This is a genomic window from Paraburkholderia sp. IMGN_8, from assembly GCF_038050405.1.
GTDB lineage: Bacteria > Pseudomonadota > Gammaproteobacteria > Burkholderiales > Burkholderiaceae > Paraburkholderia.
On the sequence record NZ_CP150901.1, the window covers coordinates 1,939,520 to 1,965,541 of the forward strand.

A 26,022-nucleotide genomic window follows, 5' to 3' on the forward strand; every position below is an offset into this window, starting at 1 on the left:
CCGAACGATGCCTCGGAGAATCCCATGACAGTGATTAACAGGACCGAATGGTTCGCGGTGCGCCGTGAACTTTCCCTGCGGGGCAAGTGGTTATTGGGCGCCGGCTCGTTCTTGCTGCCGTTGTTCGTGTGGTGCATTGTCAGCTACGTGCCGTTCGTCTGGCATCCTCAGGTGCTGATCGAGCGGCCGGGCAGCGTCGACTATTTCCAGCCCGGCATGCGGGTCGACAAGGAAGTGTTTGCCGACGAGCTAGCTCATGCGCGTGACGCTCATACCGCATTACCGACGGGCGAGCCGGTCAACCCGGTGTATCTGCCTGCTCCGCACGAGGTGTTGCGCGCGTTCTACACGGCGTTCACGACGCCGCCCGCCTCGCGCGACGGCGTGTGGCTGCACCAAAGCCTGTGGCACAGCATCCAGATCATCTTCTGGGGCTTTGTGGTGTCGTCGGTGGTCGGCGTGCCGATCGGCATTGTTTGCGGCACTTACAGCGCGATCGCGCGCTTGCAGGAGCCTTTTTTCGAGTTCTTCCGCTACTTGCCGGCGCCCGCGTTCGGCGCGCTGATGGTCGCGATACTCGGCATTTACGATGCGCCCAAGATCGCCATCATTGTGATCGGCACGTTGTTCCAGCAGGTGCTGATCGTCGCGAACACGACGCGCAAGCTCGAATACGGCCTGTTCGAGGCGGCGATGACGCTCGGCACGAAGAAACTCAAGCTGCTCACGCATGTGGTGATTCCTGGCATCCTGCCGGACCTGTACCGTGACCAGCGCATTCTGCTCGGCTGGGCGTGGACTTATCTGATCGTCGCGGAACTGGTCGGCACCAGTTCGGGCATCACCTGGTACATCACCCAGCAGGCCCGCTACGAGCACTTCGAGAACGTGTACGCGGCGATCATGATGATCGGCATCATCGGACTCGGCACCGATCTCGTGCTGGCGTTCGCCGGCCGCAAGCTGTTTCCGTGGGACCGCACGCTGAAGGCGTAGCGCGCACGCTTGTGCTCCCTGGCTTATTGCACCGTATTCAAAGGACTTGATCATGTTAAATCCGCAACCGATTCCGTCATACCTTCTCCAGTCCGACGCGGTGCGCGAGCGTTTTGAGCGCCTGAAGGCACGCGAGGTGATCCTCGAGGTCCGCGACCTCGGCAAGCGCTTCGAGACGCCGCAAGGCGAATGCACGGCACTCGACGGCATCAGCTTCAAGACTCACCGGCGCGAGTTCGTCTGCGTGATTGGGCCGTCGGGCTGCGGCAAGTCGACCTTGATCCGCATTCTCGCGGGGCTCGAGATGCAGACGAGCGGCAGCGTGCTGCTCGACGGCACGCCGGTGCAGGGACCGGGCGCCGATCGCGGGATGGTGTTTCAGGGCTATACGTTGTTTCCGTGGCTGACGGTCAAGAAAAACGTCATGTTCGGTCTGAAGATGAACGGACACAGCACGATGCACGCCGAGCGCGAGGCGCTGCAATGGCTGGAACTGGTCGGCCTGACGAAGTTTGCCGATGCTTATCCGCATCAGTTGTCCGGCGGGATGAAGCAGCGCGTGGCGATTGCGCGCGCGCTCGCGAACCGGCCGCGTATTTTACTGATGGACGAGCCGTTTGGTGCGCTGGATGCGCAGACGCGTGCGAAGATGCAGACGCATTTGCTCGATATCTGGCGCAATATCGATGTGACTGTGCTGTTTATCACGCACGATCTGGATGAGGCGATTTTTCTGGCCGATCGTATTCTGGTGCTGAAGGCGAATCCTGGGGAGGTGCAGGAGTTGATCGAGGTGCCGGTGCCCCGTCCACGGGATTATTCTCAGGCTGTTTCTGCTGAGTTTGTGGCCACTAAGGCTCGGTTGGAGGCGTTGATTCATCCGGCTATTGGTGTCGTCGACGACGATGATGATGATAGTGTTAAGCCGCATATGGTTCGGATGACTGATGTGGCGGATAATGTTGAATGAAGGTGTTTTTTTGCCTTCGCGGCGCTTTATGTCTGTGTGCCTGCGGTGCTGGCCTTTCCTTGATTTCTTAGTGGTCTATTAGCGTCGCCCCTGTGCGGGGCAGGCACTTACTTTCTTTGCCGCCGCAAAGAAAGTAAGCAAAGAAAGCGGCTTCACCCCGCTAATTCTTAAGCGGGTCCCCTGGCTTGGAGGAGGCAGTGGAGCATCTGGAATCTGTGTTCTCGCACATTCAACGCTGGTGACAAGGCAGTCATACTTCCGGCGGCGCTGCGCGCGCCGCAGCGGTACTTCTCAAAACCGGTGGGGCGTGTGCGCTTGCGCATCATTCTGCCCGCTTCGCACTGCGTGCTCGCCGGAACGGTCCACAAGGAAAACCAGGGGGTTCGTTTGTGCGGGGTTGGGGCCATCGGCTTCGCCTCGGCGAGGCGCTGAATTGTGGCAGTGCGGGCCATTTCGCCGAACGAAACGCAGCCGCGAGTGACGCCAGCGGAGGAAAGGAACGCAGCCGCGAGTTAGCTAGCGCAACACAGGCAAGCCGTTACGCTTGAACAACTGCAGGCGCCGGAAGCGCCCGACGGACCCGACGGTTTTGTGAAGTACCGCTACTGCGCGCGCAGCGCCGCCGGAAGTATGACTGCCTTGTCACAAGCGCGGAATGCGCGAGAACACAGATTCCAGATGCTCCACTGCCTCCTCCAAGCCAGGGGACCCGCTTAAGGATTAGCGGTGTGAAGCCGCTTTCTTTGCTTACTTTCTTTGCGGCGGCAAAGAAAGTAAGTGCCTGCCCCGCACAGGGGCGACGCTAATAAACCACTAAGAAAACAAGGAAAGGCCAACACTGCAGGCACACAGCCAAAAAGCGCCGAGCAGGCAAACAGCACAGGGAGAACGTTAATAAACCAATAACAAAGCAGGGAAAGGCAACACCGCAGGCAAACAACCAATGCCGCCGCCAAAGGCAAAAAAACATTACCAGATCGTAATCCCCCTCCCCACCGCTTACCGGTATGATTAAAAAGTCAAGCAAAGCGGAGTCAACCCCATGCGAATCCTGGTCATCGAGGACGAGCTGAAAACAGCGGCCTATCTGAAGAAAGGCCTGGAGGAATCCGGCTACGCAGTCGACGTAGCGAACGACGGCCCGCAAGGCCTCATCCTCGCGCAGGAAGAGGAGTACGACGTGATCGTGCTCGACGTGATGCTGCCGGGCATGGACGGCTGGACCATCGTCAAAACCCTGCGCAGCACGCGCACAACCCCGGTGCTGTTCCTGACCGCCCGCGACGACGTCGACGACCGCGTCCGCGGTCTGGAGCTCGGGGCAGACGACTATCTGGTCAAACCCTTCGCATTCGTCGAATTGCTGGCGCGCGTGCGCACGCTTGCGCGCCGTGGACCGCCGCGCGAGAGCGAGCTGATCAAGGTAGGCGACCTGGAAATGGACGTCAATCGCCGGCGTGTGAAACGCGGTGGCATACGCATCGATCTCACGCCGCGCGAGTTCTCACTGCTGCAATTGCTCGCGCGCCGTCAAGGCGAAGTGCTGAGCCGCACGCAAATTGCCTCCTATGTCTGGGATATGAATTTCGACAGCGACACCAATGTCGTCGAAGTCGCGATCCGCCGGCTGCGCACCAAGATCGACGACAATTTTCCCGTCAAGCTGATCCACACGGTGCGCGGCGTCGGCTATGTGCTCGAACTGAAGGCCACCGCTTGATGCGCAGCCGCTCGCTCGCCGCGACGCTCGCGTTTGCATTCGGCGCCACCACGCTCGCCGTCTTCGTTCTGGTCGGCAGTTTTCTGTATCTCGCGCTGGAACGGCAGATCAAGGCGCAAGACGATCTCGACATCGTGCTCGCCGCCCGTCATGCACGACGGCTTGCACAGGAACTCGACACGTCGAAGGGGATTCGCAAGCACAGCGACCGTCTGACCAGCATCGTGTTCGGCAATGAAGCGATGTCGATGGAAGTCTTCGATCCCGACGGACGCCAGGTGCTCGGACACAACCTCGCCAACACCTTCGCCGCGCCGGCCGGCGCCAATGATGCCCGTAACGCAAGTGCAGCCGGCGCAGCCAGTGAGGCGCATGAGGCCGCAGCCAGCGACCCCAATGAAGCCAGCGAGGCCAGTGAAGCAAGTGAAGCCAGCGGCGTCGCGACCACCGCCGCCTTGCCGCAGTTGACGCGCATTCCCGCTTCAGCGCGCATCACCGAGACCGCCATCGCCGACTGGAGCGGCCGCAACGGCGCGCCGATCCGCGGCATCCTGACTGACGCGAGGTTGCGCGACGGCGAAGTGGCCAGCGTGCTGGTGGCGCGCAACATGAGCGACCGCTGGCTGATGCTCGATCGCTATCGCGACAAGCTGCACATGGCAGGCGCCGCTGGCGCGATTCTCGCGATGCTATTGAGCTATCTGCTGATTCGCGCAGCATTGCGGCCGGTGCGCGATATCGCGGCGAGCGCAAGCCGCGTCACGGTCAATCGTCTGAATACGCGGATTGCCGTAGCGCGCGTGCCGCGTGAACTCGAAGCGCTGGTGGTGTCCTTGAATGCAATGCTCGAGCGCGTGGAGCAGGGCTTTCAACGTCTGTCGCGTTTCACCGCCGACCTCGCACACGATATGCGCACGCCGCTCAGCAACATGCGCGGCACCGCCGAAGTGGCGCTCGCCCGGCCTCGTTCCTCGGACGAATACGAGGCGCTACTGGCGTCGAATCTGGAGGAATGCGACCGGCTGTCGCGAATGATCGAAAACGTGCTGTTCCTCGCGCGCGCGGAGCATCCGCAGTTCGTCAAACACATGCGCGAGTTCGACGCCGGACAGGAATTGACGCACATTGCCGAGTACTTCGAAGGTATCGCCGAAGATGCGAGCGTCAGCTTGCGCGTCACCGGCGCCGCCATGCTGACGGCCGACCTGGAGCTGTTTCGCCGCGCCGTCAGCAATCTGCTCGCCAACGCAATTCGTTACACACCGCATGGCGGCGAGATCGTGCTCGACGCCACTGCGTCCGGCGACGAGGTGCGCGTGACCGTGTCCAACCAGGGGCAGCCGATCGCTCACGAGCATCTTGAACGGATTTTCGACCGTTTTTATCGTATCGACCCGTCGCGCAGTTCACTGCCGTCTTCCGGCTTATCGCAAGGGTCCACGGGCTCCACGGGCCTCGGCCTCGCCATCGTGCGCACGATCATGGAGCTGCATGGCGGCTCGGTGCATGCCGAAAGCGACACGCAGAGCACGCGTTTCATTCTCACGTTCCGGCGGGTTGAGTGACTGCCTGAGTGGCGGATTTTGCAGCAAACGTGGTGATGGGTTCGGCAGCGGAAGTGCTGGCAGGTCCAGTAACGGATGCCGCAGCGGCGACTTCCGGCGCTGACGCGCTATCGCCCTGGCCGTGCCACGTGCCGCCCAACGCCTTCAGCAACAACACACTCGACTCCAACTGGCGCGCGGCAATCTGATCCGCGGTGCGCTGGTTCGTCAACGCGATCGTCTGCGCGGTGACCACGTCGAGATAGCTGACCGCGCCGGCTTTGAAGCGGTTGGTCGTCAGTCGCAATGACAGGTCTGCGGCCGTCGTCGCGCGCTGCTGGCTGGCGGCTTCGTCGGCGAGCGAATGCAACGCGGACAGATTGTCTTCAACCTGCTGGAACGCCACCAGTACCGTTTGCCGGTAGTCGGCGACCGTACCGTCGTATTGTGCCGTCGCGCCATGCAGGGCGGCGGTACGCTTGCCGCCGTCGAATATCGTGCCGACGAGTTGCGACCCAAGCGACCAGAACAGACTCGGCGCGGTTAGCCACGGCGCGAAGAACGTGCTCTCCAGCCCGGTGCTGGCCGACAGCACCAGGTCCGGGAAAAACGCCGCGTGCGCCACGCCGATCTGCGCGTTCGCCGACGCCACGCGCCGCTCGGCGGCGGCGATGTCGGGCCGCCGTTCGAGCAGTTGCGACGGCAATCCGACCGGAATCGGCGGCGCGGTCAGCGAGGAGCCGTTCGGCGGCAGCGTGAAGCTCGACGCGGGCTCGCCGATCAAGGTCGCGATCGCATGCTGCATTTGCGCGCGCGTCACGTCGATGTCCGTGTCCTGGGTGCGCGTCGCTTCGAGTTGCGTGGTGGCCTGGGCGACCGCTGATGCATCGATCGCACCGTTTTTCAGTTGCTGCTGCAGCAGTTGCAGCGCGGTGGCGTACGCGGTCACGCTATCGTCGAGCAACTTCTTCTGCGTGTCGAGCGAGCGTAGCGCGAAATAGTCGACGGCCAGATCGGCGCTCATCGACAGCCGCACGGCTTCGAGGTCCGCTTCGCTTGCCTGGGCGTCGGCCTGCGCGCCGACCACGCTGTCGTGCACCCGGCCGAACAGATCGGGCTCCCAGCTCGCCGACACGCCGGCCGAATAGTCGGGGATGGTCTTGCCCGCGAGCGCACGGTCCACGAGGTTCTGCGAGGTTCTTGAGCGATTTTGCGCGAGACCGGCAGTGACGGTCGGGAACAATCCGGAGCGCTGATAGTCGACCATCGAACGCGCTTGCTGGACCTGCGCGACCGCTTTACGCACGGTCTGATTCGAGACGTCGATACGCGCTTCGAGTTGATTGAGCACAGGGTCGTTGAAAATAGTCCACCATGGGCCGCGTGGCGCCGCGTCGGCGGGCGCGGCCTGCGTCCAGCCGGCTGCGGCGCCTGCGTATTGCGCGGGAATCTCGGTTGTGGGCCGCCGGTAAGGCGGCAGCGTCGAGCACGCGCTCAGTAATGCACCGATCAGCGTGACGGCAAGCGCACGGCGAGATAGCAGGCACCAACGCAGGCGCAAGCGCAGCAGCATGCGCAAGCTCAATCGCGGCCGCAAGCGCAGGCCCAAGCGCGGACTCGATAAACGGCGAATCGACGTGCGTGGCAATTTCATCTGAAACATCGGCAGATCCTTTCGAAGACGGGCGCTCAGCTATGCGTTGCCGGGATGATCTGGACGGCTTGTCCGGCGCTCAGCGAATCGCCCGGGTTGTCGATTACCCGGTCGGTTGCCGCGAGACCCGTGGTGATTTCCACATGCGTGCCGAAATCGCGGCCGATGTGAACCGTCTTCAGCGCCGCCTTGCCGTTCCTGTCGACCACGGCGACCGTCACGCCGTCGGCGCGGAACAGCAGCGCACTGACCGGCAAATCGAGCGCGGGCGACGACGATTGCAACTGCAGATGCACCTGCGCGTAAGCGCCGGGCATCAACGCGCCATCCTTGTTATCGACGTCGACTTCGACCCGCAACGTGCGGCTCGCGGGGTCGATCGCGCCAGTGCTGCGCGCCACCTTCGCGGCGATATGCCGGCCCGGATACTGCTGGGCCGTCAGATACACGCCGGTGTCGGGCGTGACGTAGGGCGCGTCGTTTTGCGGCACATCGACAAAAACGCGCAGCACGCCGGTCTGCTGGATGTGAAACAGCTCGCCCGACATGCCGGCCGTGCCGGGCGTGCCGCCCGCCGTCACCAGTGCGCCGACGTCGACGTTGCGGGCGGTGATGACACCGTCGAACGGCGCGGTGATCTTCTCGTACGAAACCAGTTCGGCCAGATGCGCGACGTTGGCCTGTGCCGACGCCAGCATCGCGCGCCGTGCTTCCATATCGCTGACCTTGGTATCTGCGTCCTGCTGCGCGACCGATTGTGTTTTCAGCATCTCCTGCCAGCGCTGTGCGGTGGTCTTTGCGAAGTCGTAGTTGGCCTGCGCGGTCGCTTCGTCGGCGCGGGCCTGGCGTAGCTGCGCGTCGAGTTCGGGGGCTTCGATGGTGGCGAGCGTCTGCCCGCTTTTAACCTGGGCGCCGATATCGGTGTTCCAGTGAGCCAGATAGCCGCTCGTGCGTGCGTAGATCGACGCTTCCGCGAACGGCGTCACCGCGCCGGGCAGCAGCAGTTCGTGGACCGACGGCGCGGCGCGCGGCGTGATCACCGCAACGTTGACGACGCTTTGCGCTGCCGTCTGCTGCGTCAGCGCGGCGCTCGCGTGCAAACGCGGCACAATGCCGACGATCAGCAAGGCAGCGGCAAGTCCGCCCAACGCGAGCGGCCACAGACGGCGGCGCGGTTTTGGGCCTGCCTCTGCGGCGGGCGTGGACGCGGATGCAGCAGTGTCGGCGTGCGTGGTTGTTGCAGCATCGCTCATTGGCCGATCGGACTGAGCCGACCGATCGGACCGTACGGGCGGAAGGGATGAATCGTTCATGGGAAGGGTCTCGTCGGAATCAATGTGTGCGGGTGGGTACGCCGGATTCTTGCGTGTCTTGTCGAGCCGCGCGGCGTTTGTCGAGCCACGCATGCACCGTCCCGTAGATGACCGGCACGAACAGCAAGGTCGAGACCGTGCCGAGCGCGAGGCCGCCGATCACCGCCCGCCCGAGCGGGGCGTTCTGTTCGCCGCCGTCGCCGAGGCCGAGCGCCATCGGCAGCATGCCGATCAGCATCGCGAGTGCGGTCATCAGCACCGGACGGAAGCGGCTGAAGCCGGCTTCGAGCGCCGCCTGCAACGGCGGCTTGCCGCCGTGATGCAGTTCGCGCGCGGTGTTGATCACGAGAATGCTGTTGGCCGTCGCGATGCCGATACACAGAATGGTGCCGGTCAGCGCTGGTACGCTCAGGCGTGTGCCGGTGCTGAACAGCATCCACGCGATGCCCGCGAGCGAGCCCGGCAAGCCGCTGATGATGATGAACGGATCGAGCCACGACTGGAAGTTGACGACCATCAGCAGGTAGACGAGGGCGATCGCGAACACGAGGCCGCTCGCGAGGCCTGTGAATGAGTCGTGCATCGCCTGCACCTGGCCGCGTACGACGATCGATGCACCCGGTGGCAACTGCGGCCGGATCTGATCGACGAGCCGGGTCACGTCGGCCGCTACGCCGCCGAGGTCGCGCCCCTGAGCCGACGCGAAAATGTCCAGCACAGGCTGCACGTTGTAGTGCGACACGACCGCCTGCTGGGTGCCGCGCGACAGCGAACTCAGCGCGCCGAGCAGGTTCTGCGGGGCAGGGCCGTTGGGATTGGCCGCTGCCGTCGCGATGCCGCCGGCCGTGCCCGCGCCGCCGGTCTGCGCGACCGGAATGTTGGCCAGTGCCTGAAGCGAGTTGATATCGTACTGAGGCATCATCGACATCAGCGGATAGCTGACGCCGTTCTTCGGGTCGAGCCAGAAATTCGGCGACGTCTGCGAACTGCCGGACAACGCGATCAGCAGATTTTGCGACACATCGCGTTGCAGCAACCCGGCCTGAATCGCTCTCGTGCGGTCGACGTTCACGTTGATCGCCGGTGCGTCGCCCGGTTGCTGGATGCGCGCGTCCACAAGGCCGCGCACGCCGCGCAATTGCGTGAGCAAACGGTTCGCGACGACGCGGTTGGCATCGAGCTTGTTGCCGACGATCTGGATATCGATCGGCGCGGGGAGGCCGAAGTTGAGAATCTGGCTGACGATGTCGGCCGGCAGGAACGCAAAGGTGACACCGGGGAACGCCTGGGCGAGCGTCGTACGCAGCGTTGCCACGTATTGCGCGGTGGGTTTGTGGTTGGCCGCGAGCGTGATCATCACATCCGCATCTTCGGGGCCGATCGGGTCCGACGAGTCGTAGGTCAGATTGATGCCGCTCACCGGCACGCCGATGTTGTCCAGCATCGCCGCCAGCTCCTGCTTCGGGATCACGCTGCGCACGCGGGCTTCGACTTCATCGGTGATACGTGCCGTGTCTTCGATACGTGTGCCGGTCGGCGCGCGCAGATGCAGGCGGATTTCGCCGGTATCGACGGCCGGGAAAAAGTCGCTGCCGGCAAACGGCACCAGCGCGAGCGAGCCGATGCACAGAAGCAGGAAGATCACGATGAAACGGCGCGGCCTCGCGATCGCCGAGCCCAGCACGCCGCGATACCGTTCGCGCAACCGTTCGAAGCGATGCTCGAAACCCGCCTGGAAGCGGATCAGGCGGGCAAGCGGACCGTTGCCCGTGACCGGTGCCTTGCTGCGCGCGCGCATCAGGTACATCGCGAGCGTCGGGACCAGCGTGCGCGAGAAGAAGTACGACGCGCACATCGCGAACACCACGGCCTCCGCGAGCGGCACGAACAGATAGCGCGCGACGCCGGACAGCAGGAACATCGGCACGAACACGATGCAGATCGACAGCGTCGACACGAAAGTCGGCACCGCGATTTCGCCGGAGCCGATCAGAATCGCATCCTGCAGCGACTCGCCGTTCTCCAGATGGTGCGTGATGTTTTCGATCGCGACGGTGGCGTCGTCGACGAGAATGCCCACGGCGAGCGCAAGCCCGCCGAGCGTCATGATGTTGATGGTCTGGCCCAGCGCCGCGAGTGCGATCAGCGAGGTCAGCACCGCGAGCGGAATCGATACCGCGATGATCAGCGTAGCGCGCCAGCTGCCGAGAAACAGCAGGATCATCAAGGCGGTCAGGCAAGCGGCGATCAGCGCTTCGCGCGCCACGCCCACGACCGCGGACTTCACGAACACGGATTGATCGGACAACGCAGTGATGTGCAGCGCGCTGGGCAAGCCGGCGGCGATATGCGGCAGCATCGCCTTGACCTGCTGGATGATGGTCAGCGTCGACGTGCTGCCGGATTTCTCGACGGTCAGGAGCGCCGCGCGCTTGCCGTCGCTGCGCACGATATTGGTTTGCGGCGCGTAGCCGTCGCGTACATGGGCGACATCGCGCACATACACCACGCCGCCGGCCACGGTCTTGATCGGCAGATCGTTCAGCGCGGCGACGGTGTCCGTGCTGCCGTTCATCTGCACGTTGTATTCCTTCGTGCCGATTTTCGCGGTGCCGCCCGGCAGAATCAGGTTCTGTGCGTTGACGGCATTGACCACGTCGAGCGGGGAGAGGCCCTTTGCCTGCAACGCACGCGGATCGATGTCGACCATGATCTGCCGCACCTTGCCGCCGAACGGCAACGGCACTGACGCGCCCTGGACCGTCGCCAGTTGCGTGCGGATCTGGCTGTTGCCGAGGTCGTAGAGCTGCTGCTCGGACAGCGTGTCGCTCGAGAGTCCCAGTTGCAGGATCGGCACTGTCGACGCGTTGTACGTAATGATGTTCGGCGGCAGCGTGCCGGGCGGCAACACGCGCAGAATCGACGCCGAATTGGAGGCCGCCTCGGCAATCGCGCGGTTGATGTCCGCGCCCGGGTGGAAAAAGATCTTCACGACCGACACGCCGTTCAGCGATTGCGATTCGATGTGCTCGATATCGTCGACATCGGAGGTGAGCGCGCGCTCGTAATTCGACGTGATGCGATTGGCCATGTCCTGCGCGGAGAAGCCGTTATACGACCAGACGATGCTGACCACCGGAATGTCGATGTTCGGAAAGATATCGGTCGGCGTACGCAGTATCGCGAGCGGGCCGACGATAAAGATCAGCACCGCGAGAACCACGAACGTATACGGGCGGCGCAGCGCGAGCTTGACAATCCACATGACGGATTCCTGAAAAGATGCAGAGAGAAGTGGCCGTCTTCGACGTAATGAGCGGCGCGTGATACGAGCTTCGTTAGGGTAGGAGTGTGGGTGATGGGGCCTTACCGGCTACGGTCTGCTAGATTACAAGTCTGTTATCTGCGCGAGGATTGAAGCGCAGCGCGCGGGTGGATGTGTAGATAACAAAACGGTAATGTGCGGGTCAGTGCGCAGACAGCTGAAATGACAAGAATGGGAGGCGTGGTTCAAGCCACTTACTTCTAGTCAAATCGGAGAGACGTCATGAAATTGCTTACTGCCTTTGTTGTTGCTGCTCTTAGCTTGTCGTTCGGCGCGAATGCTTTCGCACAAAGTGCTTCGTCAGGACTGACCCGCGCTGAGGTTCGTGCGCAACTGGCGCAAGCGCAGGCGGAAGGCTATGTGCCGACGTCGGAAAATAACTATCCGCCGACGGATGCGGCTATTGCGCGAAATCGCGAGATTTATGCTATTCAGCATGGTGTTGATGGTCATGGAGGTGTGAAAACTGCGGGGGCGCCCGCGGTGCGTCCGGAGTCGGCTTCGAATTGATGTTGGTTTTGTTGCCTATGCGGCGTTTGGGTTGTTCGCCTGCGGCGGTGGCCCTTTCTTGGTTTTTTTTTGCCTGCGCGGCGCTTGTTGTCTGTGTGCCTGCGGGGTTGGCCTTTCCTTGATTTGTTATTGGTTTATTAGCGTCGCCCCTGTGCGGGGCAGGCACTTTCTTTGCCGCCGCAAAGAAAGTAAGCAAAGAAAGCGGCTTCACACCGCTAATTCTTAAGCGGGTCCCCTGGCTTGGAGGAGGTAGTGGAGCATCTGGAATCGGTGCTCTCGCACACTCCGCGTGAGTGACAAGGCAGTCATACTTCCGGCGGCGCTTCGCGCGCCGACGCGGTACTTCTCAACACCAACTGGCGGTATGCGCTTCCGGCATCATTCTTCCCGCCTCGCACTGCGTGCTCGCCGGAACGGTCTGCCAGGGAAACCAGGGGCTTCGTTCTTTCTCCGTGGGAGTCATCGGCTTCGCCTCGGCGAGGCGCCGGCCGATTGCCACATATGCGTGCGCGTGCGGCCACCGTGCCGGGAGAAACTCAAGCTCCAAAACCTCCGGGCGGTGTTGTGAAGTACCGCGTCGGCGCGCGCAGCGCCGCCGGAAGTATGATTGCCTTGTCACTAGCGCGGAGTGCGCGGGAGCACAGATTCCAGATGCTCCACTACCTCCTCCAAGCCGAGGGACCCGCTTAAGAATTAGCGGTTTGAGCCGCTTTCTTTTGCCTACTTTTCTTTGCGGCCGGCAAAGAAAAGTAGGTGCCCCCCCGCACAGGGGGAACGCTAATAAACCAATATCAAATCAAGGAAAGGCCAACGCCGTAGGCACACAGACAACAAGCGCCGCGCAGGCACAAAAATCAGGAAAAGACCAACACCATAGACAACCAGCCAACCCCGCCCGGAGGGCAACCAGAACATGAACAACCCAAACGATTTCACCGTGCGAACCATGTCGACCGCCGAGGTCGAATTATCGGTTGAGTGGGCTGCCTCGGAGGGCTGGAACCCCGGCCTCCACGATGCACCGTGCTTTCGGTCAGCAGACCCGGACGGTTTCTTCATCGGCGAATGGCAAGGCGAACCGATCGCCTGCATTTCAGCGGTTGCCTACGACGAGCACTTCGGCTTCATCGGTCTGTATATCGTGAAACCCGCCTTCCGTGGCAAAGGTTTCGGCATCCGCATCTGGCAGCACGGGATGGACTACCTGCAAAACCGCAACGTAGGCCTCGACGGCGTCCTCGCCCAGCAGGCGAACTACAGAAAGTCCGGCTTTGCACTCGCGCATCGCAACATCCGCTTTCAGGGCGTCGCGCAAGGCGCAGAGTACTCGAACCTTTCGAATGCGTCGGATCTGCCGTTCGAGCAGCTCGTCGACTACGACCGTCAGTGCTTTCCTGCCGCGCGTGCACGCTTCCTCGCCGCATGGATCGGGCAACCGGATGCCGTCGCGCTGGCGGCAGTCCGCGCTGGCCGTGTCGCGGGATACGGCGTGCTGCGCCGTTGCAGGACAGGTTGCAAGATCGGCCCGCTCTTCGCGGATAGCGAGGGGATTGCGAGCGATCTGTTCGACGGCCTGGCCGCGCGTATGCCGGGCGAGGTCATCGTTCTCGATGTGCCTGAGACTAACCCGGCCGCCGTCGCGCTGGCCGAACGGCACGGCATGACAAGTGTCTTTGAAACCGCGCGGATGTACACGCGGGAGCCACCCACGCTTGCGCTCGAACGTGTGTTCGGCGTGACCTCGTTCGAACTCGGGTGAGATCGGGCGAGTTCAAGCCGGCTTAGCCGCATGCGCGCCTTTGCTTGCGTTACCAGGCAAAGGCGCGGGCAAAACCGCTTGCGGGTTAGCCAGGCGTTTCCGTCGCCGGCACTATTTCCATTTCGATCCGAGATTCTCCAACCCGGCTTTTCTGAGGTCCTCCGCCACCATCGCGATGCGAAACTCGCAGTCGGCGTTGAATTTCAGAAACCAGGGTTCCGCGAGTGCGGGAATTCCCGACGGATCGTCGAGGTTGACGACGAGTACTGCTCCGCGTGCCCCATTTTGCTCGGTAAAGTACGCGGCCTCCGGTTTCGTCTCTTCGAGAATCCTCGCCATCACTTCCCCGACCGTGCCTTCGCGCACAAAAGTGTTGAACGGTTCGTGGGGTATTCGTATGTTGAGAAGCATACGCATGGTCATCCTCCTTCCTGGTTGACGCCCAATGGGGCATCTTAAGAGTAGGTGGTTTCCGGCGCGGGGCATCAGCATTCGTCAACAGGATGTCTACTACTGGGCGACACTGACCGAAGGCAAGACATCCGGCGTGTTTTCGCAACTCGCCCGGCACCTGGCCGATCCGGGCGAGAAGTATGCGTTTTTGCGTACAGGCTTTGGCTGGAACCATATGCCGGTTGCAATGGTGCAGAGCGATATCGAGTCGGGCGATCCCGCGCCGCTGCGAATCGAGAACTTTCAGCCACAGACGCTGCCGATCGCCTTGTTGGCGATCTACCGTACGGTTCAAAGAGTCAGATCGGGATTGCATTGCGCGAGCTCGGCGACCCACTCGCTGAAGATGCGGACCCGCGTGCTGAGCCGGCTATGTGGATAGACCACGGACAAGGGGATTGACGGGCAGGGGTAACCGCCCAGAACTTCCAGCAAAGCTTCCGAATCGATCGCCTTCGCCACCATGAATCTCGGCACCTGTATAAGTCCGAGTCCCTCGGTGGCGGCGGTGACGTACACCTGTCCGTCATTGACAGCGAGTATGCCCTCGACATTTTTCTCGACGCGGGACCCCTCAATGTCGAACGCGAATGGGTAGATGCGTCCCGTACGTGCGGAAAAGTAATTCACGGCTCTATGATGAGCCAGGTCGTCAGGCGTGTTCGGCGTGCCCATCCGTTCCAGGTAAGAGGGGGCCGCGCACGTTGTCATTCTCACCTTCCCGATAGCGCGTGCAATCAGGCTCGAGTCGTCGAGCACGCCGATCCGCAGTACGCAGTCGACGCCGTCCTGAATCAGGTCGATATTTCGGTCGGCTAGTCCAAGCCTGACCTTGATCTCAGGATATTGAGCATGGAACCCGCCGAGGGCGGGTATCAGAACATTGCCAGCGAAGATCGCCGAGGTATCGACCCGGATCGTTCCTCGCGCGCTCCGCCGTTTGTTGGAGAGCGCGGATTCGGCATCCGAGACTTCGGACAATATGCGCACGCAGTACTCGTAGTAGAGCGCGCCGTCTTCCGTGACTTGCACGCGTCGGGTCGTTCGATTGAGAAGGCGCACGCCAAGATGCGTTTCCATCGCTTGCACGATCATCGAGACCGAGGCGCGCGGCATTTCCAGCAGATCAGCGGCCTTCGAAAAACTGGACGTATCGACGATGCGTGTGAATACGGTCATGCCTTGCAGTATGTCCATGCCGTCTGTCTTCCAGGAAGTTGTCCAGGGAGTTGTTCAGATATTCAAGGCGCACCGTCAGGATCATCATGCCTTGACCGGCGGACGCTTCCTTGCGATCGCGCCACTATCGAAGAACCCGGTGTCGCCTTCGAGCGCCACCGATATTCTGGCCTTCAGCAGATCGAGCCACGCGCGCGTTTTCGCCTCCAGAAAGCGCCGCGACGGAATCAGCATGAACACGCCTATTTCACGCGAGCGCCAGCGCGGCAGCACATGCACGAGCGTACCCTCGCGCAACGCGTCGACTACCGCATAGCACGGCAGCATCGCAATGCCGAGCGCACTCAACACACTGTGCAGCACGACTTCCGGGTTGTCTCCGACAACCGGACCGGTCGGGTCGAGCGTGCAGACATTCTTGCCGTCGACCAGCTCCCAATGAGGCGTGATCGACGGGTTGACGAGGCGCAAGCACGCATGTTCGGCCAACTCGCGTGGATGCTTTGGCGCGCCGTGCAGCGCCAGGTACCCGGGCGCGGCGCACATCACCGCGAACGTCGTGCCGAGCTGCTGCGCCACGAGCCCGGAGTCCGGCAGCCGCTGCGCAAGGTACACGCTGACGTCGACGCCCTCGGCAAGCAGGTCCGGCACGTATTGAGACGTGCTGTACTCCACGGTCACTTGTGGGTAGCGCGCGCAGTATTCGGAGACGAGCGGCACGACATAGCGGTTTCCGAAGCTGGCCATGCACAACACGCGCAACCGGCCCGAAGGTTGCGCGGCGGCGCCGGCAGCGTTGCTTTCGGCTTGCGCGACGAGTTCGAGGATGCTCCTGCATTCGTTCACGTAACGCTCGCCCACACTCGTCAGCGCAAGGCGCCGCGTTGTCCGTTGCAGCAGTTTCGTCTGTAATCGATTCTCCAGTTCCGACACGAGCCGCGATATCTGGGCCGTGGTCAGTTCCATCTGCGATGCCGCCGCCGTAAAGCTGCCTGAGTCGACCACGCGCACAAACGCGTTCATGGCGTGCAGCAGACCGTAGTCGAGATTCTTGCGCATGACGTAACAAAGATTCTATTTGGACAGTATTTTTGCATGTTACCCCCGTCAGTACGATCCAGCATGGATTGCCGTCTGGTGCCCTTTACACCTCTTATATCGAAGGTTTGGGCGCTGCGGCAGAGCGGATTGTGATTTGACTGAGCAGAGGTAATGGCTATGAACGGCGCTGAAAGTCTGTTGCGCTCGCTGATTGCGAGCGGCGTAGAGGTTTGTTTCGGGAATCCGGGAACATCGGAAATGCACTTCGTCGCGGCACTCGATTCGGTAGAGGGCATGCGGCCGGTTCTGGGACTGTTCGAAGGTGTCGTCACCGGCGCCGCAGACGGCTACGCGAGAATGGCCGGCAAACCGGCCAGTACGCTGCTGCATCTCGGGCCCGGGCTCGCCAATGGCCTCGCCAACCTGCACAATGCCCGCCGGGCGTCGAGCCCGATCGTCAACATCGTGGGCGATCATGCGGCCTCGCACGCCCGCTACGATGCACCGCTTTCGTCGGACATCGAGGGATTCGCCCGGCCTGTCTCTGACTGGATCCGCGCATCGACCAGCGCACGCACGGTCGGCGCAGACGCGGCGCGCGCAGTGCAAGCGTCAATGGAAGCGCCGGGCAGGATCGCAACGCTGATCCTGCCTGCCGACACTGCGTGGGAACAAGCGGACGGCTTCGCCGCGCCGCTGCCAAAACCTGTGCCGGCGCCCGTCACGGGCGAGACCGTCGAACACATCGCCCGTCTGATGCGCAGTGGCGTCAAAACTGCCGTGCTGATGCGCGGCGAGGTCCTCCAGGAGAAAGGGTTGCGCGCCGCCGGCAAGATTGCCGCGAGAACCGGCGCACGCCTGATGTGCGACACGTTCGCGCCGCGGCTGCAAAGGGGAGCAGGGCGCGTCGCTGTCGAAAGGCTTCCCTACTTTGCCGAGCACGTCATCGAGCACCTGGCGGGCGTCGAACTGATCGTGCTGGTCGGCACGCAACCGCCGGTGAGCTTTTTCGCCTATCCGGACAAACCGAGCTGGCTGACGCCCGACGGATGCCGCCTCGCCGTGCTCGCACATCCTCACGAGGACGGCACGACCGCCCTGGAAGCGCTGGTTGACGCGCTCGGAGCGGGACAGTCTCTCGTGCCGGTCAACCCGCGCAAGCCCGGCGAATTTTCGCGCAGCGGCCCGCTGGATGCGGAGTTCGTCATGCAGGTCGTCGCGAAACATTTGCCGGAGCAGGCGATCCTCGCGGACGAATCAGTGTCCTCGGGCTTCCCGCACTATGGGTTGACGGAGTCCGCCGCGCCGCATGACTTCCTGAACCTGACCGGTGGCGCGATCGGCAGCATGATGGCCGTGTCCACCGGCGCGGGCATTGCCTGTCCCGACCGCAAGGTCGTCACGCTTCAGGGCGACGGCAGCGCGATGTACATTCTGCAGTCGCTCTGGACACAGGCGCGGGAGAACGTCGACGTGGTGACCGTGGTTTATGCGAATCGTGGATACAGGATTTTGAGCAACGAATTGAAGCGCGTGGGGGCCTCTTCCGAAGGCGCACTCGCGGCGTCGATGTTCGATCTGCAGAACCCCTCGCTCGACTGGGTCGCGTTAGCCAAAGGCATGGGCGTCGAGGCAGTCCGCGTCGAATCGCGAGGAACCTTCGAGGAAGCGTTTGCTTCAGCGATGAAACAACGCGGTCCGAGACTCATCGAGGTAATCATTTGACGAAAACGCGATCGTCTTGAAGGACGGCGGTCAGGGATACGCACTCTCGTCGCGCCGCTCCTCCGGCTCGCTCGGATACCGATGCTGCCCGTAGCGGATCAGCAGTACGCCCAACGCCAGCAGCACGATGGCGGCGGCCGAGGCGAGAAGGTGCAGTTCGGTATTGGCGCCGGCGCGCAGGATCACGTCCCGCGCTATCGAGACCATCGCGATGTAGAGCGGAAAGCGCACCGGCAATTGTCCCGCCTTCAAGTATTGCCCGACCATGGCGAACACTTCGAGATAGAGAAACATCAGCAGCAGATCGGTCAGCGTGACACCTTCCGAGGCGGCCATCTTCCAGATCAGATGACCCATCGCCAGCGCGGTTGCGATGCCGATGACCAGCAAACCGATCAGTTCCGCCATCCCCATCAATTGGTCAAGCCGGTTCTTGATGCTCTTTTGCAGAACGCTTTCGTACTTCATCCACGGGTTCCTTGTAGGGTTGGCATGACCTCGCGCGGCACCGCGCCTGGAGTGGCGTAGCGGCGCGAGATAGGGCACCGACACCATGCCATAGCCAGCAGGATAGCAGTGTGACCGTGCACATTGCCCCGTGAAAAAATACGGATTGCCCGCAACCACCGTCGATGGCTTTGCCACGCCGCTGCGCGATCTCTGAATCAGGCAGCTACGCGGAACGCAGACGGATCCGGGGTGAGTTCAGTGAAGCGCAGCCGCGGCATCGTGCCGCGGCGAGCTGCATGCAAGCAGGTTATGGAAACGCGGGAATGGTCGGATCCGCCCCCTGAATGTCGGCCTCCGCGTGGTGAAGCTTGACCATCTGTTCGATTTCCTCAACGCGATCTTTCGGGACGTCGACTAGCATCAGGATTTCACCGAGCGCGATCGCTTCTTCGAACCGCTTCAATCGCGTGTTCGGCACGTCGACGCCGATCATCGGCGCCACCCACGCGCCGAACCCTGCGCCGGCGAGCGTAATCATAACCAGCGCGCCGCCCGCAATCGTCAGACCGGCAGGTGGATAGGCCATTGCGACCAGGCCTGCCAGCGCCCCGACAGCGCCGCCCGCTGCGGTCCCTCGCGCGAGTGCCGGAAGCAGGTCGCTGCGCTGCGTCAGCGTGGCTTCCGGTAAATGTTCGAGCGGCACGTCCTGTCTGGCAATCACGTGAATGTGCCGCCACTCGATCCGTGCCAGCAAGAGTTCGTTGATAATCGCCTTCGCGCTTTGCGCGTGAGGTAACAAGAAGTACAGGCGTCTCATGTTGGCCTCCGAAAGAGGGAGAGACCAGAGCAGGGCGTCGGACTCCCGTAAGTATTCTCGCGCCGACGAAAGATAGGAGGAAGTAGGGATGTCCGCCGAAAGGTGTGGGGAGTGACCCGCCATGTATGCGCAAGCGCTGCCGGACGACCCGGCGACTACTGAACCGCCTCTACGCATCCGGACACAGGTGCGCGCAATGCGGTAACCTGATGCAACGGTGGCGGCCTTTGCCATCGTTGGACAACGGCGTGCTCTCACGACTGAAGTCATGGAAAATTTCGACGACGCGCGCAACCGGATGGTCGAGCGTCAACTGCGAGCCCGAGGCATTCGCGACACGCGCGTGCTGGAGGCGATGCGCGCAGTGCCGAGGCACCGATTCGTCCCGGATGCGTTGTCCGAGTTCGCGTACAGCGATACGCCTTTGCCGATCGGCGAAGAGCAAACGATCTCGCAGCCGGCCGTGGTCGCAAGAATGATTGAAGCGGCGGAGGTCAAACCCGGCGACCGCGTGCTCGACGTCGGCACAGGCTCCGGCTATGCGGCCGCTGTGCTCGCGCAGCTTGCCGCTCACGTGGATAGTGTCGAGCGCCACCGCTCGCTTGCGGACCGCGCGCGCGCCGTGCTGGCCGAACAGGGTTACGACAACGTCGACGTATATCATGCCGACGGCACGCTGGGTCTGCCTGAGCGCGCGCCGTTCGACGCGATCATTGCAGCGGCGGGAGGGCCCCGGGTTCCGCAATCATGGCTCGACCAGCTGGCGCCCGGTGGGCGCATTGTCATGCCGATCGGACGGGGGCGCGAGCATCAGCGGCTCATCAAGCTGACGCGCAAAAGCGAAACCTGGTTCGATGAAGAGCATCTGGGTGATGTGGTTTTTGTGCCTTTGATCGGCAAAGAAGGATGGTTTTCGGATTCCGCTTAGCGCGGAGTGGCTTTTTTTTGTTCTGGTTGCTTTTGGTGGTGGTATTTGTCTGTTTTTTTTGAGGAGTGTTGGTTTTTTCCTGATTTTTTTGCCTGCGCGGCGCTATGGGTGTGTGCCTGTGGCGTTGGCCTTTCCTTGATTTCTTAGTGGTCTATTAGCGTCGCCCCTGTGCGGGGCAGGCACTTACTTTCTTTGCCGCCGCAAAGAAAGTAAGCAAAGAAAGCGGCTTCACACCGCTAATTCTTAAGCGGGTCCCCTGGCTTGGAGGGTGTAGTGGAGCATCTGGAATCGGTGCTCTCGCACATTCAGCCCTGGTGACAAGGCAGTCATACTTCCGGCGGCGCTGCGCGCGCCGTGGCGGTACTTCATTAAACCGCCCGCCATTTTTGCGCCATGTGGGACTTCACAAAACCAATCGTCGGTGTCGAGGCCTGCACTTGCTGTGGCGTTGTGGCGGGCACGTGCGTAGAGCTTTCGCCTCTCGCAACACGATTGCCCCCATCTGTCATATTGGCTCCACGCCGAGGCGAAGCCGATGCCCCCACCGCGCACAAACGAAGCCACTGGTTACCTCAGCGGACCGTTCCGGCGAGCACGTAGTGCGAGGCGGGAAGAATGGTGCCGGAAGTACATACCCGCGATCGGTGTTGGGAAGTACCGCTGCGGCGCGCGCAGCGCCGCCGGAAGTATGACGGCCTTGTCACCAGCGCGGAGTGCGCGAGAACACCGATTCCAGATGCTCCACTACCTCCTCCAAGCCAGGGGACCCGCTTAAGAGCTAGCGGTGTGAAGCCGCTTTCTTTGCTTACTTTCTTTGCGGCGGCGCCCCGAAGGAAGTCCACTTGGTGGGCAAAGAAAGTAAGTGCCTGCCCCGCACAGGGGCGACGCTAATAGACCACTAAGAAATCAAGGAAAGGCCAACGCCACAGGCACACACCCATAGCGCCGCGCAGGCAAAAAAATCAAATCGACCCCCGCGATCCCCGCTGCGCGGTGCCATCTCGCGAACGAACAACCCGCTCCCGCGCGATCTCAGCCAGTTGCCACGAAGCAAGCGCCATACATCCAAACACGACTTCGCGCATTCTCTTAACCAACGCCAACGAAAGCGCCGCATCGCGATCGACCCCAAACATCTGCGCGAGCAACACAACCGCGGCGTCCTGCACACCAAGCCCAGCCGGAATGAAAAATGCCGCGTGCCGAACTGCCTGGGTAATCGCCTCTATCGCGAGCGCGCCGCTTGGCGACACGGGATGCCCCAGCATGGCAAGTGCCCAGTAAGTCTCAAGAGCGCCTAGCGCGTAGCCGGCAAACTGCCACAGGAAACTGCGCAGCAACAGCCCGCCGCGAGACATCAACGCGTCGATCTCCCGGTCGAGCTGCTTGCCGTCGATGCTCCGCAATAGCGGATGCGCGTCGCCCAGCAAGCCGGCCGCCCAGCGTTCAATCGCGTGAAAAATGCCGCCACGGCGTGCGACCACGATCGCCATGACCGGCAGCGGAATGGAGAGCAAAAACGCCACGCCGATGCTTCGCAGTGCATCTGCGTGCTGTGCCGACACGACGATCAGCACAATGCCCAGCGCGGAAAACGCGTACTGCACGGCCATCGTCACAAGTACCTCGACGATGACCGATGCGCTCACGCTACAGGTGTCGGGCACGCGCCATCGCGCCAGCCGAATGCCGACAATTTCACCGCCGATGCTCGCCACCGGCACCAAACGGCTGACTGCCTCGCGCACGGTGGCGACCCACCACAGAAACCCGAGTGACGCCCGCTTGCCGAGCAGAAGCCGCCACGCATGGGCGTCGAGCAATAACGGCAACGCATGCAGCGGTACCAGCCATAACAGGACAAACCCGGCTTGCCCGATCACATGCATCACGTCGCCGATGCCATGATGCAAGGCGAGGGCAAGCAGCACCCCGATGCCGATCGGAAGCCCGGCCCACTGAAGCCACTTCATGCCGCTTGCAAACGGTGGGCGGACAGGTCGGCGAAACCGCCGCGCACGGTGCCCGCGGCATCGAGTGCCGCTGCGACGCGCGTGGACAGCAGTGCTGCGAGTTCGTCCGCATGCCGGTATGTCCGCATTCCCGCCGTGAGCGCGCCGTCCCCCGGCGAGGCAGGATGACAGTAGATTTCGCCGACGCCAGCGGGCAGGCGGGCGATCGCATCGAGCAGCGTGCTCTCGTCCATCTGTCCCGTGCGGGCAATGCCGACCACGTAATCGTTATGCGCGATGTCGGCCTGATCGAGCCGCGCGCGCATATGCGAAACCCAGGGTTTGAGCCACAGAGGCGTATCGAACTCGCAAGGCAGACGCATCGCCCGCATGCCGTACTCTTTGCCGATCTGCAGAATCAGCGAGAGTACCGTAGGGTGCATATGAAAGTGCTTGTGTGTATTGACGTGATCGAGCGGCAAACCCGTTCTCGCAAAAGCATCGAATTGGGCACGGATTTCCATCGCAAGTTGCGCGCGCACGTGCGGCAAAAAGAAGAAACGGAATCCGTCGCGCACCATGTTGTCGCCGAACACCCCCTGGGCGTCGACCAGTGCCGGGATCATGGCGCGCGGCAGGGTTGCCGCGCCGTCCGCAAGCACCAGATGCAAACCGACCCGCAGGCCCGGCAGAGACCGCGCCCGCTGGACGGCATCCTGTACAGCGGGCGCGCCGACCATCAGGCTTGCCGCGGTCAGTACGCCGTCCCGGCAGGCGAGCTCGACAGCTTCGTTGACACGCCGATGCAGACCGAAGTCATCAGCCGTGATGATCAGCCTGCGCTGCGGTTGCCGATTCGGCTGCGCGCGGTCACCGGCTACGCTCTCCATCACGCTTGGTGGGCGCGCAGGAACCGGAAGAATTCGACGCCTTCCCGCAGGCGCCGTTTCATCATGTCCCAGCTCGTCAGCATCTCGCGCAATATTTCCCAGATCTTCGAGGGCCGGAAATAGAAGCGCTTGTAGAAGTTCTCGAGCTGGTGGTAGATCTCGTCGCGCGACAGATGCGGATAGCCGATCGCCGCGAGTTGCACACCTTCCTTGCTGACGAGATTGATGACCTTGTTCTCTTCGAGCCAGCCGTTCTCGACCGCCTGGTTATACAGCGTCGTGCCCGGATACGGCGCGGCAAGCGACACCTGGATCGTATGCGGATTGATCTCTTTCGCGTACTCGATGGTCTTCTGGATCGTGTCCTGCGTCTCGCCCGGCAGCCCCAGAATGAAGGTGCCGTGAATCTTGATGCCGAGCTTGCGGCAGTCTTCGCTGAAACGGCGCGCGATGTCGGTGCGCAGCCCCTTCTTGATGTTCAGCAGGATCTGGTCGTCACCCGATTCGTAGCCCACCAGCAGCAGGCGCAGGCCGTTTTCCTTCATGATCTTCAGCGTCGAGTACGGCACGTTCGCCTTCGCGTTGCACGACCACGTCACGCCCAGCTTGCCCAGACCGCGGGCGATTTCCTCGACGCGCGGCTTGAAGTCGGTGAACGTGTCGTCGTCGAACATGATCTCCTTGACTTCAGGCATGTTGTCGCGAATCCACCTGACCTCTTCGAGCACGTTCTCGACCGAGCGCGTGCGGTAGCGGTGGCCGCCGACCGTCTGCGGCCACAGGCAGAAGGTGCACTTCGAGCGGCAGCCGCGGCCCGTGTAGATCGACACGTACGGGTGCTTCAGATAACCGATGAAATAGTTGTCGATCGTCAGATCGCGCTTGTAGACCGGCGCCACGAACGGCAGCTCGTCCATGTTCTCGAGGATCGGACGCGCTGCGTTGTGCTCGATCGAGCCGTCGGGCGCGCGATAGCTCATGCCCAGGATCTGCGCGAACGGCTTGCCTTCGGCCACTTCCTGGCAGGTGAAATCGAACTCTTCGCGGCAGACGAAGTCGATCGCCTCGCTCGCGGTCAGCGAATTGTGCGGATCGACCGCGACCTTCGCGCCGACCATGCCGATCAGCACGGAAGGCTTGCGCTTTTTCAGGTCTTCGGCGAACAGTGCGTCGGTGGGGAAGGACGGCGTGCTGGTGTGGATGATCACCAGATCGTATTGCTGCGCGATGTCGAGCGAGGCGTCGACGGACAGGCCGTCAGCGGGGGCGTCCAGTACGCGGCTATCGGGGATCAGTGCGGCGGGCTGCGCGAGCCACGTCGGATACCAGAACGAGCGGATTTCACGCCTGGCCTGGTAGCGCGAACCCGCGCCACCATCGAAACCGTCGTACGACGGCGCCTGCAAGAACAGCGTTTTCATGAATGCTTCGCCTATCAGATTGGGATGCAATGATTGTTTGTGTGAATGATGCCGCACCGGCTTGATCGGGCACCGGGTTGGACTTGAATGCTTATCTGCCGTCGGAAGCCTTCATAATCCTCGGGCGTGGCCGCGTGACGCGATTATCCACCGGCACGCGCTCCCCGCGCCACATCACGTTCGAGCCGAATGCCGCGGCCAGCCACTGTGCGGCCAGCAGGATATCGCGCAGCGGCACAAGCGGGAGATCGCGCCAGAAGGAGCGCGAGTGGCGAGCGCTGCGCGCATGCAGCATCACGCGCGACAGAGCGCTCACGATCGTGCTGACCACCATCGCCTTGGCCGCGAGCGGATGCAAGCCGGCCTCCGCGCCTACGTGGAAATAAAGCGCGAGCAGCGTGCCGGCGAGCACCCACGGTGTCGTGAACGTGATAAAGAGGCTCGCGAAGCCGAACCGGTTGACTGAACGGATAGTACGCAACCAACGCGTTTCGCGCTGCCACAACGTCGCAAACGTGGGTTCGATGACATCGGTGGCCACCATCACCTCGGACAGAACCGTGCGCAGGCCAAGGGCGCGGACATGCTCGGCGAGCCAATAATCGTCCGCAAGCGAATCCTTGATCGCCGCGAATCCGCCGATACGCGCGAGTGTCGCGCAACGCAGCACGAGGGTCGCGCCGAATCCGAAGCGCCGCGAGCCTCCTGCATGGGCAACACGTACCGAAGGTGCGAACCATTCATTGATAAAAAGCGCACCGACGCGCGGCCAGAAGCCGCCGACACCCTGTGCCCGGTAAAGGCAGGTCACGACGCCCACCTCCGGATCAGCCAGCGGCGCCGACACCGTTGCCAGGTAGTCCGGTTCGACAGCGATGTCGCTATCGGCGATCACAATGATGTCGTGCCGCGCCAGCCCGGCCATATTGATCAGGTTACTGACCTTGAGATTGCTGCCGTGCACGCTTGCATCGACCGCAAGCTGTATATCGACCTGCGGATACGCAGCCTGCAAACGCCGAACGACAGCAATCGCCGGATCGCTCGGCGACGACACGCCGAATAAAAGTTGAAAGCACGGATGAGTCTGCTCGCAAAACGTCGCCAGATTCTCATACAGCCTCGGCTCCGCGCCGCAGAGCGGCTTTAGCACGCTGACGGCGGGAGCCGGTCGAGTTCCATCAACAGGCGCGTTCCCGGTTCGTTCCGTGCCGAAGAAGGGCATTGCCAAAGCGGCAAACACGCCATAAATCGTGGCGAAGCAACACACCGTCATCAGCAGCCATTGGCAAACCGACAGCGAATGGGCCGTCATCTTCCGCTACTCCTGGCAGCCCGCCGCGCATCTGCCGGCAGGCGACTCAAGGAATTTTCA

General features: G+C 62.3%; 20 protein-coding genes. 8 read left to right on the forward strand and 12 right to left on the reverse strand.

The annotated features are described in order from the left end of the window. Nucleotides 1–24: 24 nt before the first annotated feature. The 4 genes from WN982_RS29895 (at nucleotide 25) to WN982_RS29910 (ending at nucleotide 5,251) form a co-directional block, all read left to right on the forward strand. Complete coding sequence (locus WN982_RS29895) at nucleotides 25–996, forward strand: ABC transporter permease subunit (RefSeq protein WP_341319164.1); 972 nt, start codon at nucleotides 25–27, stop codon at nucleotides 994–996. A gap of 52 nt (nucleotides 997–1,048) precedes the next feature. Beyond that, nucleotides 1,049–1,966 carry an ABC transporter ATP-binding protein gene (locus tag WN982_RS29900; RefSeq protein WP_341319165.1) on the forward strand — a complete coding sequence of 306 codons (918 nt, stop codon included), beginning with the start codon at nucleotides 1,049–1,051 and terminating at the stop codon, nucleotides 1,964–1,966. A gap of 1,042 nt (nucleotides 1,967–3,008) precedes the next feature. After that, nucleotides 3,009–3,686: a heavy metal response regulator transcription factor gene (locus WN982_RS29905; protein WP_341319166.1), complete on the forward strand. Its 678-nt coding sequence runs from the start codon at nucleotides 3,009–3,011 to the stop codon at nucleotides 3,684–3,686. Next, nucleotides 3,686–5,251, forward strand: a complete 1,566-nt coding sequence (locus WN982_RS29910; RefSeq protein WP_341319167.1) for a heavy metal sensor histidine kinase — start codon at nucleotides 3,686–3,688, stop codon at nucleotides 5,249–5,251. Before WN982_RS29905 ends, WN982_RS29910 begins: the two co-directional genes overlap by 1 nt. On the opposite strand, the gene WN982_RS29915 is transcribed toward WN982_RS29910, so the two are convergent. From WN982_RS29915 to WN982_RS29925, 3 genes are all read right to left on the reverse strand, one after another. Beyond that, on the reverse strand, nucleotides 5,229–6,803 hold the full coding sequence (locus WN982_RS29915; RefSeq protein WP_341319465.1) for an efflux transporter outer membrane subunit: 1,575 nt from the start codon (nucleotides 6,801–6,803) through the stop codon (nucleotides 5,229–5,231). The genes WN982_RS29910 and WN982_RS29915 overlap by 23 nt on opposite strands. Nucleotides 6,804–6,919: 116 nt before the next feature. Then, nucleotides 6,920–8,137 (reverse strand): efflux RND transporter periplasmic adaptor subunit, encoded by a 1,218-nt coding sequence (locus WN982_RS29920; RefSeq protein ID WP_341319168.1) that lies wholly within the window; start codon nucleotides 8,135–8,137, stop codon nucleotides 6,920–6,922. A gap of 79 nt (nucleotides 8,138–8,216) precedes the next feature. Next, nucleotides 8,217–11,462 (reverse strand): efflux RND transporter permease subunit, encoded by a 3,246-nt coding sequence (locus tag WN982_RS29925; RefSeq protein WP_341319169.1) that lies wholly within the window; start codon nucleotides 11,460–11,462, stop codon nucleotides 8,217–8,219. A gap of 282 nt (nucleotides 11,463–11,744) precedes the next feature. On the opposite strand from WN982_RS29925, the gene WN982_RS29930 reads away from it, so the two are divergent. Beyond that, entirely contained in the window at nucleotides 11,745–12,032 is a 288-nt protein-coding gene (locus WN982_RS29930; RefSeq protein ID WP_341319170.1) for a DUF4148 domain-containing protein, read from the forward strand. Between the two features lie 913 nt (nucleotides 12,033–12,945). Then, nucleotides 12,946–13,791: a GNAT family N-acetyltransferase gene (locus tag WN982_RS29935; protein WP_341319171.1), complete on the forward strand. Its 846-nt coding sequence runs from the start codon at nucleotides 12,946–12,948 to the stop codon at nucleotides 13,789–13,791. A 111-nt stretch (nucleotides 13,792–13,902) separates the two neighbouring features. Here the strand turns inward: WN982_RS29935 and WN982_RS29940 are convergent, their stop codons facing one another. The 3 genes from WN982_RS29940 to WN982_RS29950 form a co-directional block, all read right to left on the reverse strand. Then, entirely contained in the window at nucleotides 13,903–14,208 is a 306-nt protein-coding gene (locus WN982_RS29940) for a panthothenate synthetase (RefSeq protein ID WP_341319172.1), read from the reverse strand. A gap of 327 nt (nucleotides 14,209–14,535) precedes the next feature. Further along, nucleotides 14,536–15,441 (reverse strand): LysR family transcriptional regulator, encoded by a 906-nt coding sequence (locus tag WN982_RS29945; RefSeq protein WP_341319173.1) that lies wholly within the window; start codon nucleotides 15,439–15,441, stop codon nucleotides 14,536–14,538. Between the two features lie 66 nt (nucleotides 15,442–15,507). Next, nucleotides 15,508–16,482 (reverse strand): LysR family transcriptional regulator, encoded by a 975-nt coding sequence (locus WN982_RS29950; RefSeq protein WP_341319174.1) that lies wholly within the window; start codon nucleotides 16,480–16,482, stop codon nucleotides 15,508–15,510. Nucleotides 16,483–16,641: 159 nt separating this feature from the next. Between WN982_RS29950 and WN982_RS29955 the strand changes: the two genes are divergently transcribed. Beyond that, nucleotides 16,642–18,189: an acetolactate synthase large subunit gene (locus tag WN982_RS29955; protein ID WP_341319175.1), complete on the forward strand. Its 1,548-nt coding sequence runs from the start codon at nucleotides 16,642–16,644 to the stop codon at nucleotides 18,187–18,189. Nucleotides 18,190–18,219: 30 nt separating this feature from the next. Here the strand turns inward: WN982_RS29955 and WN982_RS29960 are convergent, their stop codons facing one another. Continuing rightward, on the reverse strand, nucleotides 18,220–18,657 hold the full coding sequence (locus WN982_RS29960; protein ID WP_341319176.1) for a phosphate-starvation-inducible PsiE family protein: 438 nt from the start codon (nucleotides 18,655–18,657) through the stop codon (nucleotides 18,220–18,222). A 289-nt stretch (nucleotides 18,658–18,946) separates the two neighbouring features. Next, nucleotides 18,947–19,456, reverse strand: a complete 510-nt coding sequence (locus tag WN982_RS29965) for a DUF1269 domain-containing protein (RefSeq protein WP_341319177.1) — start codon at nucleotides 19,454–19,456, stop codon at nucleotides 18,947–18,949. A gap of 268 nt (nucleotides 19,457–19,724) precedes the next feature. On the opposite strand from WN982_RS29965, the gene WN982_RS29970 reads away from it, so the two are divergent. Next, a complete protein-coding gene (locus WN982_RS29970) occupies nucleotides 19,725–20,384 on the forward strand; it encodes a protein-L-isoaspartate(D-aspartate) O-methyltransferase (RefSeq protein WP_341319178.1) in 660 nt (219 codons plus the stop codon). 962 nt (nucleotides 20,385–21,346) lie between these two features. Here WN982_RS29970 and WN982_RS29975 read toward each other — a convergent pair. The 4 genes from WN982_RS29975 to hpnI form a co-directional block, all read right to left on the reverse strand. Continuing rightward, a complete protein-coding gene (locus WN982_RS29975; RefSeq protein WP_341319179.1) occupies nucleotides 21,347–22,357 on the reverse strand; it encodes a lysylphosphatidylglycerol synthase domain-containing protein in 1,011 nt (336 codons plus the stop codon). Beyond that, nucleotides 22,354–23,226: a hopanoid biosynthesis-associated protein HpnK gene (gene hpnK / locus WN982_RS29980; RefSeq protein WP_341319180.1), complete on the reverse strand. Its 873-nt coding sequence runs from the start codon at nucleotides 23,224–23,226 to the stop codon at nucleotides 22,354–22,356. The genes WN982_RS29975 and hpnK overlap by 4 nt, the downstream gene beginning before the upstream one ends. After that, on the reverse strand, nucleotides 23,226–24,647 hold the full coding sequence (gene hpnJ, locus WN982_RS29985; protein WP_341315580.1) for a hopanoid biosynthesis associated radical SAM protein HpnJ: 1,422 nt from the start codon (nucleotides 24,645–24,647) through the stop codon (nucleotides 23,226–23,228). Before hpnJ ends, hpnK begins: the two co-directional genes overlap by 1 nt. A gap of 91 nt (nucleotides 24,648–24,738) precedes the next feature. Next, the gene (gene hpnI / locus WN982_RS29990; protein ID WP_341319181.1) at nucleotides 24,739–25,962 is read right to left on the reverse strand and encodes a bacteriohopanetetrol glucosamine biosynthesis glycosyltransferase HpnI; all 1,224 of its coding nucleotides are present in this window, start codon (nucleotides 25,960–25,962) and stop codon (nucleotides 24,739–24,741) included. Between the last annotated feature and the right edge of the window lie 60 nt (nucleotides 25,963–26,022).